The sequence below is a fragment of the Trinickia diaoshuihuensis genome, assembly GCF_003390925.1.
In the GTDB taxonomy this organism is placed as follows: domain Bacteria; phylum Pseudomonadota; class Gammaproteobacteria; order Burkholderiales; family Burkholderiaceae; genus Trinickia; species Trinickia diaoshuihuensis.
Genome location: NZ_QUBS01000086.1, coordinates 98,127 through 110,845, shown reverse-complemented (window position 1 = coordinate 110,845; position 12,719 = coordinate 98,127). Strand labels below are relative to the sequence as shown.

Sequence of the window (12,719 nt, the reverse complement as noted above, 5' to 3'; positions counted from 1 at the left end):
CAGCGATCGTAAGGGGTCATGGAAATGAGCGGCATCGAAGTCAAGCACGTCTATAAACTGTTCGGCACGCCAGAGGCCAGCCGGCAAGCACTGGGATTGTTGCGCGGCGGCGCATCGAAGGCCGAGGTACTCGAGAGAACACGTTGCAACGTCGGCCTGAACGACATCAGCTTATCGATCGAGTCCGGCCAGATTTTCGTGATCATGGGCTTGTCGGGATCGGGTAAATCCACGCTCGTGCGGCACTTCAACCGGTTGATCGAACCGACCGAGGGCGAGATTCTGATCGACGGCAAAGACGTCCTCAAGCTCCCCGAAAGCGGATTGCGCGAGTTGCGCCGCTTCGGAGTGAGCATGGTTTTTCAAAGCTTCGGCTTGCTGCCGCATCAAACGGTGCTCAGCAACGCGGCGTACGCGCTCGTGACCCGCGGCGAGAATAAACGCACCGCTCACGAAATGGCGCTGCACTGGCTCGATAAAGTCGGTCTGGCCGGATACGCGAATCATTATCCCGACGAGTTGTCGGGCGGCATGCGCCAGCGCGTGGGGCTTGCGCGCGCGCTCGCCGCCGATACGGACGTATTGTTGATGGATGAAGCGTTCTCCGCGCTCGATCCGCTGATCCGCACCGAAATGCAAGATCAGTTGCTCGCGCTGCAAACGACGCTGAAAAAGACGATCGTCTTTATCACGCACGACATCGAGGAAGCGTTGCGCATCGGCAAGCGAATCGCGATTCTGCGCGACGGCCGATTGATCCAATGCGGGACGCCCGAGGAGATCGTGCGCCATCCCGCCGACGATTACGTCCGCCGCTTCGTCGAGCGCCGCCCAGGCACGACGCATTGAGCCGCGGATCCCAACGCCATCCCGGTATACTCCGCCCATCATACGAGGCGCCGGCCCACCCCGGCGCCGCATGAGGAGGAGGCCGAATTGAAAAGGAAAATGCCGGCGCTGAACGCACTGAAGGCGTTCGAGGCCGCCGGCACGAGCGGCAGCTTCACGCGAGCCGCCGAGCAATTGAACGTCACGCAAAGCGCCGTCAGCCGGCAAGTTCGCCAACTGGAGGACCAGCTCGGCGAGGCGCTGCTGGAGCGCCACCATCATCGCCTCGAGCTTACGGAAGCGGGCCGGGCGCTGCTCAATACCTTGCAGCAATCGTTCGACCGCATCGAATTGACCGTTCGAGCGATTCAGCAGAAGAGCGACCTCAATCGTCTGCGCGTGAATGTACCGCCGACGTTCGCCAGCCGCTGGCTCGTGCCGCGGCTCCCGCTGCTGCGCGAGCGCCATCCCTCGATCGAATTGAGCCTGACCACGCGGCTCAGAGACAGCTTGGCCGATTCCACCGCGCTCGATTGCGCGATCCGATTCGGCGATGGGGAATGGGAGGGCCTCGACAGTTCGCTGCTCATGAGCGAGCAGCACATTGCCGTTTGCGCGCCGTCGCTCGCCGCGCGCGCCCCCGTCGATCTGACCCGGCAGACGCTGCTGCACGTGCTGGCCGGCGATAACCAGCGTTATCTGACTTGGCGCCATTGGCTCGACGCGGCGCAAATCGCCGGTGTGGATACGTCGGGCGGATATGAGTTCGATCTGCTCGACCATGCGATACGCGCGGCCATCGAGGGCCTCGGCGTCACGATCGCCGACCGCAACATGATCGGCCGCGAGCTCGCCGACGGCCAACTCGTTCCGCTGCTCGACGTGCACGTCGACGGTCATCAATCGTACTGGTTCGTGGTTCGCCCCGAGCGCAAGGAGTCGAAGCCGCTGCGGTTATTCCGCCAATGGCTTCAAGACGAAATCGCCGCGGCGGCCTGAACGCCCGCTCGATCGCTCGAAGCCGCCGATGCCTGGTCTGCTTCCGCATCCTCCAAGACCATGGCCGCGCCCTTTTCCGCGACCATCATCGTCGGTGCGTTCGTATTGGCGGACGTGATGTTGGGGAAGATGGAGGCGTCGATCACGCGCAACCCCGTCACGCCATGCACGCGCAGGCGTGCATCGACGACGGCGTTGCGCGGGTCGGGACCCATCGCGCAGGTCCCGCACAAATGGTAGATCGAACCGCTTTGCTCACGGAAATAGCGCAGCATGCTCGCGTCGTCGGTGACGCTGGCGGCGGGCGTCACTTCCTCTTCGGTAATCGCTTTGAGTGCGGGCGCCTGCATCAGCTCGCGAACGAGGCGAGCGCCGCGCACGACCTCGTCACGGTCTTCTTGCGTAGAGAGATAGTTGCCGCGAATCAGCGGCACATCCTCGGCGCGCGCGGAGGCGATTTCGATCGAGCCGCGGCTCGTCGGACGGCAGGCATTGAACGCCACGAGAAAACCCGAGTACGGCTCCGGCGTCAACGGCGACCGGCTCGATTTGGGAATCTTGTAGGAGAGTGGGTTGAAGTAGATCTGGACGCGAGGATCGGTCTGGCCCGCCACGGTCGCGAAGAATCCGCCGGCTTGATTCACGCTGATCGAAAACGGGCCATTGCGCTTCGTCAAATACTGCACGGCGAACTTGAGCTTGCCGGTCCAACTGCGGAACGCATCGTTTAGCGTTTTCACGCGAGCGCGGTAATAGAAACTGACGCATAGATGGTCTTGCAGGTTCCGGCCGACGGCGGGCGAATCGCACAGCACGTCGATGCCGTGCCGCGCGAGGATCGCTCGCGGGCCGATACCGGAGAGCTGAAGCAGTTTGGGCGAATCGACCGCGCCGGCCGCGACGATCACCTCGCGCCTGGCGGCGAACGTTCGCGTGACACCGCCCTGCGTCACCTCGACTCCGCACGCGCGGCGCCGCGCATCGAACAACAAGCGCGTCGCATGGGCGTGATGCTCGATCGTCAAGTTCGGACGCGCGCCGGCACGATGCAGATACGCCGCGCTGCTCGAATCGCGCCGGCCGTTGCGCGTGTTGATGTCATAGACGCCGGCGCCTGCGAGACGCTCGCCGTTGAAATCGGCGTTGTGCGGGTATCCCAGTTGCGTACAGCCTTCGATAAAGCGCTCGCAGATCGGATGAACGTCGTCCTTCATCGAGGTGATGCGCACGGGACCGTCGGCCCCGTGGTACTCCGTATCGCCGAGCGGATGCGATTCGAGCTTGCGGAAATACGGTAAGACTTCGCGGTACGACCAACCCGGGTTGCCGGCCGCGGCCCAATCGTCGAAATCGCGCGCGGCGCCGCGGACATAGATCATCGCGTTGATCGAACCCGATCCGCCTTGCACTTTGCCGCGCGGGCAATACACCGAGCGGCCGCCGAGTTCGGGTTCCGGTTCGCTGTAGTACATCCAGTTGTGGGCCGAATCGTAGTAAAGCTTGGCGTAACCGATCGGCACCTTGAACCAGAGGGAGGTATCGGGGCCGCCCGCCTCCAGCAGCAGCACGGAGTAGCGGCCCGATGCGCTGAGCCGCTCGGCGACGATGCAGCCGGCCGAGCCCGCGCCGACGATGACGTAGTCGTAGATCATGTCCCGCTCCTCGTTCCTCGATAATCGATCAGCCGCGCGCCGGCGACGTATCCCTGACATCGGCCGGTTCGCGCTGCATCTGCAAATGCAGCCGCTCCCCGGTATAAGGGGAATGCGCTCGAACGACGTCCATGTCGAGTTCGACGCCCAGCCCCGGCGCTTTGGACGGAATCAGATATCCGTCTTCCCATTGGATCGGCCGCTTCAAAATCTCGGCATGAAAGCCGTCCCACGTCCCGATGCTTTCTTGGATCAAGAAGTTCGGCGTGCAAGCCGCCAACTGAATGCTGGCCGCCGCGCCGACCGGACCGTTATACAAATGAGGCGCGATCTGCGCGTAATAGACTTCGGCCAGGCTCGCCACCTTCTTCGCTTCCAGCAATCCGCCCACGCGGCCGACATTCATCTGAAGGATCGAAGCCGCTCCGCTTTCGAGCAGTTTGAAGAATTCGTACTTGGTGGTCAGCCGCTCTCCGGCCGCGATGGGAATACTCGTATGCGCCGCGACTTGCGCCATGGCCTGCTCTTGCCCGGGAGGCACCGGCTCTTCGAACCAGAGCGGATCGTATTTTTCGAGGCGCCGCGCCAGGCGAATCGCCGAGGACGGCACCATCTGACCGTGCGTGCCGATCAGTAAATCGCAGCGCGATCCCACGGCCTCGCGCACGCGACGGCAAAAGCGCTCGCAGCGGTCGAGCACCTCGAGCGACAACTGATGCCCCGAATAGGCGGTATAGGGTCCCGCGGGATCGAACTTCACGGCGGTGAAGCCGCGCTCGGCATTGTCCGCCGCGCATTGCGCGGCAAGATCGGGATCGTCGTAATCGTATTCGCCGACTTGATTCGTGGGGTACAGATAGGTGTAGGAGCGAAGCCGGTGGTTGACGAGACCGCCGAGCAATTCATACACCGGCTTATCGCACGCTTTGCCGATGATGTCCCAGCAGGCCATCTCCAGACCGCTCGCGATACCCATCATCGTGAGGTCGGGCCGTTGCGTGAAGCCGCTCGAATACGCTTCGCGCCAGAAGCGCTCGATACGATGCGGATCGTGATCGAGCAGATAGCGCTCGAAAACGTCCTCGATCGCGGGCACGAGTACGCTGGGGTGGAACGTGGAAGCGTAGACCTCGCCTACCCCCTCGATGCCGCAATCGGTTTGCAGCGTGACGAAGATCCAGTACATTCCGCCCAAATGCGGCGGTGGAACGGCGACGACATGCGTCTGCATGGAAACGACTTTCATGATTGGGCGAATGCGAGTGTGGATCTATAGTCGAGCGAGCGCCTGCGAGGCCGCCCGCCAAGTGCATCAATAGGGCATGACGACGAGGCGCGTCTGCGTGAATTCGAGCATCCCATGCTTACCGTCGTCCCCGCCGAGGCCCGAACGCTTCCATCCCGCATGGAACCCTTGATACGGATCGGCCGGCGTGCGATTGACGTAAAGTTCTCCGGCCTCGATCTCGTTGGCCGTACGCATCGCGGTGCGATAGCTCTCCGTATACAAGACCGACGAGAGGCCGAACTGGTGATCGTTAGCCATCCGCAGCGCTTCGTCGAGCGATGCGTAGCGCAACACGGGCAATACCGGCCCGAAGATTTCCTCTTGAACGATTTCCATGTCCTGACGGCACTGGCTGAGCAGCGTCGGCGGATAGAAGTAGCCGGGGCCGCCGGGCATATGGCCGCCCGTTTCGAGCACGGCGCCCGCTTCGATCGCGCGCTGTACCATCCCGTGCACGGCCTCGCGCGCTTGCGCGTTCACGAGCGGCCCCATCAGGGTTTCATCGATCGACCGATCACCGAAGCGGATGGCGCTCATCTTCTGCCTGAGCAGCGCGACGAAGCGGTCATGGACTTGCTCATGGACATACACGCGCTCGATGGCCGTGCAAAGCTGCCCGCAATGCGTCGTCTTCGAGCGCACGATGGCCGCAGCGGCCGATTCGAGATCGGCATCGGGTTCGACGATGGCCGGCGTCTTGCCGCCCAATTCGAGCGACGGCTTCGCGATATGCTCTTTGCAGTAATCGAGTACCTTGCGTCCCGCCGCGACGCTTCCGGTCAACGTAATCATCGCGACGCCACGTTGCGTGCACAACGTTGCGGCCGTCTCGTGATCCATTGCGAGCACGTTGAGCAAGCCGGCCGGCAACTGCGCCTCTTGCGCGGCCAGCGCGACTTCGAATGCGCTGCAAGGCGTGTTGTTGCTGGGACGCACGACCACCGCATTACCCGCGATCAGCGCCGGCGCGATCTTGCGCAGCAACGTGTAGACGGGGAAGTTGAAGGGGATCAGGCACGCGGCGACGCCCATCGGCTCGCGCATCAGGATCAGGTTTTCACCGGCGTTATCGCTCGGAATGACCTCGCCTTCGATCCGTCTAGCCCACTGCGCGTGGTAGCGAAGGATTTCGGCGGCATAATGCGCCTCGGCGGTAGCGTCCTGCCGGCTTTTACCCGATTCCAACGCGAGCGCGGCGCCGATCGCCGCGGCGCGCGCGTCGATGGCTTGCGCGAATCGGTTCAGACAAACGCCGCGCTCCGCGGCGGGCAGGCGCCGCCAGGCGCGTTGGGCATGCACGGCGGACTCGACGGCTCGGACCGCATCGGCTTTGCTGGCCGCGCTCACCTCACCGATCGGCAAGCCCGTTGCCGGATTGATGACGGCAATCCGTTCGCTCGCTTCGGCAACGAACTCGCCGTCGATGAAATTTCGGTATGTATGCATTGCGTCTGCCCCGCCGGATGGACCTTTCGGGGCAGTATCGGCGCCGAAACAAGCGCGAGCAAACGATTTATTGTCCGGATGAGCATGCGAAAAACGCATGCTTGCCCGACGGCAACGGCGTTCGATTCGTACGTGGTTACCCGGATAGTTGCCGCGTTGCAAGCGCCCTTCGTGGCATTGCCGGTTGCAAAAACAGCCCGTCCGTAGGATCCTCTCGGTCTATTACTAAAAATTTCAGATTATCTGCCGATAACCAAATATCGGTCGAATAACCACGGATTTATGGACGTTCGTAATGCCCGCAGTTGGGCACCTCGCGGCGCTCGGCGCTGGCTGCTCGCGGCGGGCGCACTGAGCGTCGCTGCCGGCGTACGGCTGGCGCTGCACCCGCTCATCGGTCCTGTCATGCCCGGCACGGCATTTGCCATTGCCGCATCGCTCGTCCAGTATTACCTCGGGCTCGCACCGGCTCTGACCGTGATGCTGCTGGGGCTGTGCATCGCCGATTATCTGTTTGTGCCGCCCTACGCCACCCTTTCGGTGATCAACCAAAACGACATCGTCCTGCTGGTGTCGTATCCGCTCGTTACGCTGCTCGTCATCGCATTGATCGAGCGGCTGCGCCGGGCTCAGTTTCGTGCGCAACTGATCTCCTCGGTCGCGCAGTCGCGTTATGAAATGCTGCTGCGTGAGGACAATCAACGCGCACTGGCCAAACGCGCCGTCGATGAAACGCACCGATTGCTGCGCCACCTCGCGCAGCATCATTCCCAGATCGTGCTGATCAAGGCCCTGGAGCGCGACGCCGCGCAACGCGCGAGCGTCGGCCAAAGCGCCGGCGCCGCGCCGAGCCCGATTCCGTCGGGTATTGCGCAAGGTCCGCGCTTTCACGAGGTGCACTCGGAGGACGTGCAGCGTCTATCGAAAATACTGTGGCCGGGCAGCCATCGCGTGCGTCTGCGCAAACAGGGGCACGGCGCCGAGAACGCGATCGCACAGTGCACCTGCGAACGGTTCACGACGCATGCGGGCGATTTCCTCGTGCTTCGGACGGAGGACTGAGCGTGCCCGATAGTGCAATCCCGGCGATGGAAACGCTTGCCCCCTCTTCCGGGCGCATCTTCAATGAAGGCGACGGCCACGCAGTGCTGCTACTGCACGGCTTGTCGAGTTCGCCGCTCGAACTGCGCTACCTCGCGCGATACTTGCACGAGGAAGGCTTCACGATTTGCGCGCCCGTGATCGAAGGCTACAGCGCGGGGTCGGCCGAGGCCCCGATGGAGCGCTGGCTCGAAGGAGCGATTGCCGAATTCGATGCGCTCGCGGCGAAATACGATCGCGTGTCGGTCTGCGGGCTATCGATCGGCGGGGCCCTCGCGCTGCGGCTGATTCGCGAACGTTCGAACGCGCAGGCGCTCGCGCTGTTGTCGCTCACGCTCGATTACGACGGCTGGGCGATCCCGTGGTACCGCTTCTTGCTCGATTGGGCCTACTACACGCCCCTGCGCAACCGCTATCGCTATCGCGAAGCCGAGCCGTTCGGGCTGCGCAACGAAGCGCTGCGCGCGAAGATCGCGCGCGCGATGCAGCGCAACGCATTCAGCGAAGTCGGTCCATCGACGATTTCGCTGCCCGCGTTGCACCAAGCCGCGCGCCTCGCGCGCTCCGTCCGAAAGGAAGTAGCGGCCATCGCGAACGACACGCTCCTGATCCACGCGATCGACGACGAAACGTCGAGCCCGCGAAATCCGCGCTTCATCATCGAGAACATCGGCGCGAGCTTTTTACGCACGATTTGGCTGGACGATTCCTATCACATGATCACATCCGACAACGAGCGCGAGATCGTCGCGCGTGAAACCGCCCTATTCCTGCGTGAGAGCGAGATGGCGCGCGGCGCGAGCGATCCAGGCAGCCAGCCGGTCGTCTCCAAGGCACTGGCAAGGCGCCTGCGCCAACTCGCGGCCGTCGCCGGAGGGCGCAACTAATGCGGCGCTTCACGACGACGATTGCGGTGGCGGCGCTGGCCATCTGCGCTCAAGCGCGCGCGGACGACGGCCCGGCCTCGACGGCGGCGGCACCCGCGCCAACGGATGCGGCCAAGCCGCCGACCGCGCCGGCCGCGTCGCGCTGGAAAATCGCCGTCGGTCCGGGCGTGTATCTCGCGCCGGCTTACCCCGGCGCGCGTCGCTTCAAGCTGTATCCGTTTCCCGCACTCGACATCTCCTACGACGACCGTTTCTTCTCGCAAGGGCCCGACGTGCTGGGCGTGAACGTGCTGCGCGCCGAAAACTATCACGTGGGGACGGCGCTGACCTTCGACTTCCAATCCCGCAATGCCTCCGACGATCCGCATTTGCACGGACTCGGCGACGTCCATGACGGGCCGAAGCTGAAGCTGTTCGCCGACTATACGGTGTGGGCGTTCACCGGTTCGTTTGCGCTCTTGCAGGATATCGCAGGCAACGGCCAGGGCTTGACGGCGAGCGCCGACCTCTACGCGTCGCTGCCGGTGACGGGCTGGCTGTTCTCGGTCGGTCCTGGCCTCACATGGGCAAGCGCCGCGTACACGCGCAAATTGTTCGGCGTATCGCCTGCGCAAAGCGCGGCGTCCGGGCTGCCGGCGTATTCCGCGGGCGCGGGCGTGCGCGACGTGCACGTCACGTTCTACGCGTCGCATGACTTCACCAAGCACTGGGCCGGCTCGCTCAATACCACGCTGGGCCGGCTGCAAGGCGATGCGGCGCATAGTCCGATCACCGAGCGGCACACGGAGTTGACCGCATTCGCGGCGCTCAATTACAAGTTTTGACGGCGATTTCGCACGAGCACACGAAACGCGCATGCTTGCTTGACAGCAACGGCGTTCAGTTCGTACGCTCCTAACCATGCGAATTCCGATCAACGTCGAGGCGTTCCGCGCCCTCGCCCGCCGCAGACTGCCGCGCCGCGTTTTCGATTATGTCGACGGGGGCGCAGAGGACGAACGCGGTTTGCGCCGCAATCGGGCTGCGTTCGAGCGCATCGAATTCCTGCCGCAGCGGCTCGTCGACGTCAGCCGGCGCGATATGTCGACGAAACTGCTCGGACAGACGATTGGCGCCCCGCTCTTGATCGCGCCGACCGGCATGAACGGACTGGTGTGGCCGAACGGCGACATCGCGCTCGCACGCGCCGCGCGCCGCGCCGGTATTCCGTTCGTCATGTCCACGGCGTCGAACGTTTCGCTCGAAAGGCTGGCCGGCGAAGCAGGCGGCGAACTGTGGTTTCAGCTCTACGTTTTGCAGCGCGACTTGGCCGACAGCTTGGTCCAACGTGCCGCACGAGCCGGATATCGCACGCTTGTCGCAACCGTTGACGTCACGCTGAACGGCAAACGCGAACGCGACATGCGCAACGGCTTCGCACTGCCGTTGCGCTTCACCCCCCGGGCGTGTCTCGATGCGCTCGCCCATCCGCGCTGGACTTGGGCGCTGTTGCGCAGCGGTGGCGTGCCCACGCTCGCCAACATCGACTCCGATAACGGTACCGGCATCGAGGCGCGTGCCGCATTGCTGCGCCGGCAGATGGACGCGAGCTTCGCATGGGACGATTTGAGCCGATGGCGCGATCGATGGCCGCATCGATTGATCGTCAAGGGCATCTTGCGCCCCGACGATGCATTACGGTGCATCGAATTGGGCGCCGACGGCGTCATCGTCTCCAATCATGGAGCACGCCAGCTCGACGATGCCGTCGCGTCCCTCGACATCCTGCCGGAGGTAAAAGCCGCCTGCGCCTCTGCCGGCGCCCTCATGCTCGATAGCGGGATCCGGCGTGGATCCGACGTCGTCAAAGCCGTCGCACTCGGTGCCGACGCCGTGCTGCTGGGACGCGCCACGCTTTACGGCCTTGCTGCCGCCGGCGAAGCGGGTGCGTTGCGCGTGATCGAAATCATCCAAGACGAGATCGACCGGACGCTCGCCATGCTCGGATGCGCCAGTATTGCCGACGTCCGCCCGCACCATCTTCGCACCGCCACGGTCGGCTATGGCCCGTTATCGCGCGGCGTTACGCAGTGCGATCAAGCCTAACGACACGACCAACATGATCGCGGACGCCAAGAAGAACGGGCTGCCCGATAACGCGGGGCCTGTTCCCGCCCGCGTCGACCAGGCGAAGACGATTCCGAACACCAACGGCCCGACGACGGAGGCAATGCCCTGCGTCGCCTGAACGAGGCCTTGCAACCGCGCTTGTCCGCCCTCGTCGACATGCCGCGTCAATAGTCCCTGAAGCGCGGGCGTAAAGACGTTGTGCAACGCGAACACGGGAATCACGGCAAGATAGGCCCATCCGGTCCCGGCCAAGCCGAACGCCGCGTAACCGATCGCCGCGGCAACCGCGCCGAGCAAAGCCGCGCCGTGCTCGCCCAGACGCGCGACGGCCGGCCCGACCAGAGCGGTCTGAACGATAGCGCCGATGCCGCCGCTCGCCATCATCACCACGCCGATCGCCGCCGCGGCCCAACCATAGCGATACCCGCCGTACAGCACGAACACCGACGGCCCCACCATCCAGGCGAACGCGAATAGCGCCCCGAGCACGCACAAGACGAGCAAATCGCCGTGCTCGCGCAAGAGCGCGAACGCCGCGAATGGATTGAGCTCGCGCGGATCGAGCCCGCTCGCGCGGCGCTCCGGCGGAAGCGATTCGGGCAAGACGAAGATCCCAAATAGCGCGTTCAGCGCGGTGACGAAGCCCGCCACGTAGAACGGCATCCGTAGATCGATGCTCGCCAGCATCCCGCCCACCACGGGGCCGGCCAGAAAACCGAGGCTCAGCGCGGCACCGATACGGCCGAACGCGCGCGCGCGGTCGCCAGGCGCGGTGACATCCGCGATATACGCGTTGGCCGTGGCGAAACTCGCCGAGGTCATGCCGTTGACGATGCGGCCGGCGAGCAGCCAAACGAGGTTCGGCGCAAGCGCCATGACGAAAAAGTCGAATGCGAGGCCGCAGAGGGAAATCAACAGCACGGGCCTGCGCCCGATACGGTCCGATAGCGCGCCGAGCGCCGGCCCGCAGACGAATTGCATCGCGCCCCAAGCCACGCTGAACACCGTGCTCCACTGCGCCGCGAGCGACGTATCGCCATGCGCGAAGGCCTTGATCAAATTCGGCAAGACCGGCAGCACGACGCCGAACGAAACCGCGTTCATCAACGCGGTGGCGAAGATGAAACCGAATGCCGCTCGAGTCGGTGTGCGAGCCGAGGCGGGGGCGGACGCACTCATGAATCGACACCGCCCGCGCCCGCCAACGATACATCGCGCGGGTGAGGGCTCGGGGCGCGCGCCTGCTCGATCGCTCGCAAAAACGCTTCGACGCGCCGAGCCTCGAGCACGTCGTCGCCGTAACGATCGGCCACCAAGTCGGCAAGTCGAGCCGCCTCGTCCAGCAAGGACAGATCGAGCTCCGTCGAGCCGTCGGCGTCCTGAGTCCTTTGCCGTAACTCGGCGCCTAGCGCTCTCAATCGGCAGCCCACGGGCTCGCGCGCCTCGCTTGGCGACGCGTGCGCACCGATCCGTTCGTCGAGCGCGGCCAGCGCCAACACCGTCGCGCCCCACGTCCTCCCGCCCGCGAGAAATCGATCGGCTCCGGATATCAAGTCCAGGCCTTCGGGAGAAAGGAAGGCCTGCTCGAACGTCTTCAAGCGATCGACCGCATACAGGTTCGACAGCGCACGCATCGCATTGTGCGCGGCGACGATTTGGGACCAGCGCGGCGCCCACCAAAAATTGACCGATACCGCGACTCCCGACGCGCGAACGTGGTGCCACCAAAACGCGGGCAGGAACAACAACTCGCCCGGCTGCATCGTAAATCGATCCGCCGTGGCGCGCGCGAAATTCGGATACTTGTCCAGACGCGGCTCGTCCAAGTCCACGTACGACAGATGAGACGTCGCCGAGTCATGGTGATACGGATAGAGGTGTTCGCTATCGGCCGGCGCAAACAGCGTGAATTCCTTGTTGCCGTATAACTGCGCGAAGAAATTGTTCGAGTGATCGAAGTGCAGTTGAGTGGCCGTGCGCCTGCCGAACCATAGATTGATCGCGTTCTGCTGCCCCGCGATCCATGGCGGCACGACGACATGGCCGAGCAACTCGGGAAGCTTCTCCGGTATCGATTGCTGCATGACATAGACGGTGTCGCCGTCACCGGGATCCAGGAGCCGCCGAGCCGCTTCACCGAATTCGATCTCGCTGGTCTCGAATACGTTCGAGCGCGAGCCTTCGTCGGATGGCGCGAATCGGTAGCGGCCGTCGCCCGCCCGGCTCGACACGATACGCCTGTCGCGCGCGGTGCGCGCGAGTGCCTCCGGTGTCCAGCGCGTCTCGATCTGCCAATCCGTCAAGGCATCGGTGATGATGGCCGGCTGCCCTTGGGCGAAGAATTCACTCGAAAACGCCTTGCTGCTCACTCTTGCGATCATCGTCTCTTTCCCCTCGCCAATGGTTGAA

General features: G+C 64.0%; 11 protein-coding genes. 6 read left to right on the top strand and 5 right to left on the bottom strand.

Features of this window, described 5'->3' with window-relative positions; all coding sequences use genetic code 11:
- Window positions 1-24 precede the first annotated feature (24 nt).
- On the top strand, window positions 25-849 hold the full coding sequence (locus DXT59_RS24330; protein ID WP_116140111.1) for a quaternary amine ABC transporter ATP-binding protein: 825 nt from the start codon (window positions 25-27) through the stop codon (window positions 847-849).
- A gap of 99 nt (window positions 850-948) precedes the next feature.
- Window positions 949-1,827: a LysR substrate-binding domain-containing protein gene (locus DXT59_RS24325; protein ID WP_205417473.1), complete on the top strand. Its 879-nt coding sequence runs from the start codon at window positions 949-951 to the stop codon at window positions 1,825-1,827.
- Here the strand turns inward: DXT59_RS24325 and DXT59_RS24320 are convergent.
- The 3 genes from DXT59_RS24320 to aldA all read right to left on the bottom strand — a co-directional run bounded on the left by DXT59_RS24320 (window position 1,800) and on the right by aldA (window position 6,213).
- On the bottom strand, window positions 1,800-3,479 hold the full coding sequence (locus DXT59_RS24320) for a GMC family oxidoreductase (protein ID WP_116140020.1): 1,680 nt from the start codon (window positions 3,477-3,479) through the stop codon (window positions 1,800-1,802). The two genes, DXT59_RS24325 and DXT59_RS24320, sit on opposite strands and share 28 nt — an antisense overlap.
- 28 nt (window positions 3,480-3,507) lie before the next feature.
- The gene (locus DXT59_RS24315) at window positions 3,508-4,725 is read right to left on the bottom strand and encodes a mandelate racemase/muconate lactonizing enzyme family protein (protein WP_116140018.1); all 1,218 of its coding nucleotides are present in this window, start codon (window positions 4,723-4,725) and stop codon (window positions 3,508-3,510) included.
- A 66-nt stretch (window positions 4,726-4,791) separates the two neighbouring features.
- A complete protein-coding gene (aldA, locus tag DXT59_RS24310; protein WP_116140109.1) occupies window positions 4,792-6,213 on the bottom strand; it encodes an aldehyde dehydrogenase in 1,422 nt (473 codons plus the stop codon).
- A 282-nt stretch (window positions 6,214-6,495) separates the two neighbouring features.
- On the opposite strand from aldA, the gene DXT59_RS24305 reads away from it, so the two are divergent.
- From DXT59_RS24305 to DXT59_RS24290, 4 genes are all read left to right on the top strand, one after another.
- Window positions 6,496-7,275: a DUF4118 domain-containing protein gene (locus DXT59_RS24305; protein WP_116140015.1), complete on the top strand. Its 780-nt coding sequence runs from the start codon at window positions 6,496-6,498 to the stop codon at window positions 7,273-7,275.
- Window positions 7,276-7,301: 26 nt separating this feature from the next.
- A complete protein-coding gene (locus tag DXT59_RS24300) occupies window positions 7,302-8,201 on the top strand; it encodes an alpha/beta hydrolase (RefSeq protein WP_116140013.1) in 900 nt (299 codons plus the stop codon).
- The gene (locus tag DXT59_RS24295) at window positions 8,201-9,025 is read left to right on the top strand and encodes a MipA/OmpV family protein (RefSeq protein ID WP_116140011.1); all 825 of its coding nucleotides are present in this window, start codon (window positions 8,201-8,203) and stop codon (window positions 9,023-9,025) included. Before DXT59_RS24300 ends, DXT59_RS24295 begins: the two co-directional genes overlap by 1 nt.
- 76 nt (window positions 9,026-9,101) lie before the next feature.
- A complete protein-coding gene (locus DXT59_RS24290; RefSeq protein WP_116140009.1) occupies window positions 9,102-10,286 on the top strand; it encodes an alpha-hydroxy-acid oxidizing protein in 1,185 nt (394 codons plus the stop codon).
- Here the strand turns inward: DXT59_RS24290 and DXT59_RS24285 are convergent.
- Both DXT59_RS24285 and DXT59_RS24280 read right to left on the bottom strand, forming a co-directional pair.
- The gene (locus DXT59_RS24285) at window positions 10,251-11,489 is read right to left on the bottom strand and encodes an MFS transporter (protein ID WP_116140007.1); all 1,239 of its coding nucleotides are present in this window, start codon (window positions 11,487-11,489) and stop codon (window positions 10,251-10,253) included. The two genes, DXT59_RS24290 and DXT59_RS24285, sit on opposite strands and share 36 nt — an antisense overlap.
- Window positions 11,486-12,691, bottom strand: coding sequence for a cupin-like domain-containing protein (locus DXT59_RS24280; RefSeq protein ID WP_162878231.1), 1,206 nt, complete (start codon window positions 12,689-12,691; stop codon window positions 11,486-11,488). Before DXT59_RS24280 ends, DXT59_RS24285 begins: the two co-directional genes overlap by 4 nt.
- Window positions 12,692-12,719 lie beyond the last annotated feature (28 nt).

Bases quoted from the DNA above. Each gene is read 5' to 3' on its own strand.
- DXT59_RS24330 (WP_116140111.1), top strand. From the start codon at position 25: ATGAGCGGCATCGAAGTCAAGCACGTCTATAAACTGTTCGGCACGCCA.
- DXT59_RS24325 (WP_205417473.1), top strand. From the start codon at position 949: ATGCCGGCGCTGAACGCACTGAAGGCGTTCGAGGCCGCCGGCACGAGC.
- DXT59_RS24320 (WP_116140020.1), bottom strand. From the start codon at position 3,479: ATGATCTACGACTACGTCATCGTCGGCGCGGGCTCGGCCGGCTGCATC.
- DXT59_RS24315 (WP_116140018.1), bottom strand. From the start codon at position 4,725: ATGAAAGTCGTTTCCATGCAGACGCATGTCGTCGCCGTTCCACCGCCG.
- aldA (WP_116140109.1), bottom strand. From the start codon at position 6,213: ATGCATACATACCGAAATTTCATCGACGGCGAGTTCGTTGCCGAAGCG.
- DXT59_RS24305 (WP_116140015.1), top strand. From the start codon at position 6,496: ATGGACGTTCGTAATGCCCGCAGTTGGGCACCTCGCGGCGCTCGGCGC.
- DXT59_RS24300 (WP_116140013.1), top strand. From the start codon at position 7,302: ATGGAAACGCTTGCCCCCTCTTCCGGGCGCATCTTCAATGAAGGCGAC.
- DXT59_RS24295 (WP_116140011.1), top strand. From the start codon at position 8,201: ATGCGGCGCTTCACGACGACGATTGCGGTGGCGGCGCTGGCCATCTGC.
- DXT59_RS24290 (WP_116140009.1), top strand. From the start codon at position 9,102: ATGCGAATTCCGATCAACGTCGAGGCGTTCCGCGCCCTCGCCCGCCGC.
- DXT59_RS24285 (WP_116140007.1), bottom strand. From the start codon at position 11,489: ATGAGTGCGTCCGCCCCCGCCTCGGCTCGCACACCGACTCGAGCGGCA.
- DXT59_RS24280 (WP_162878231.1), bottom strand. From the start codon at position 12,691: ATGATCGCAAGAGTGAGCAGCAAGGCGTTTTCGAGTGAATTCTTCGCC.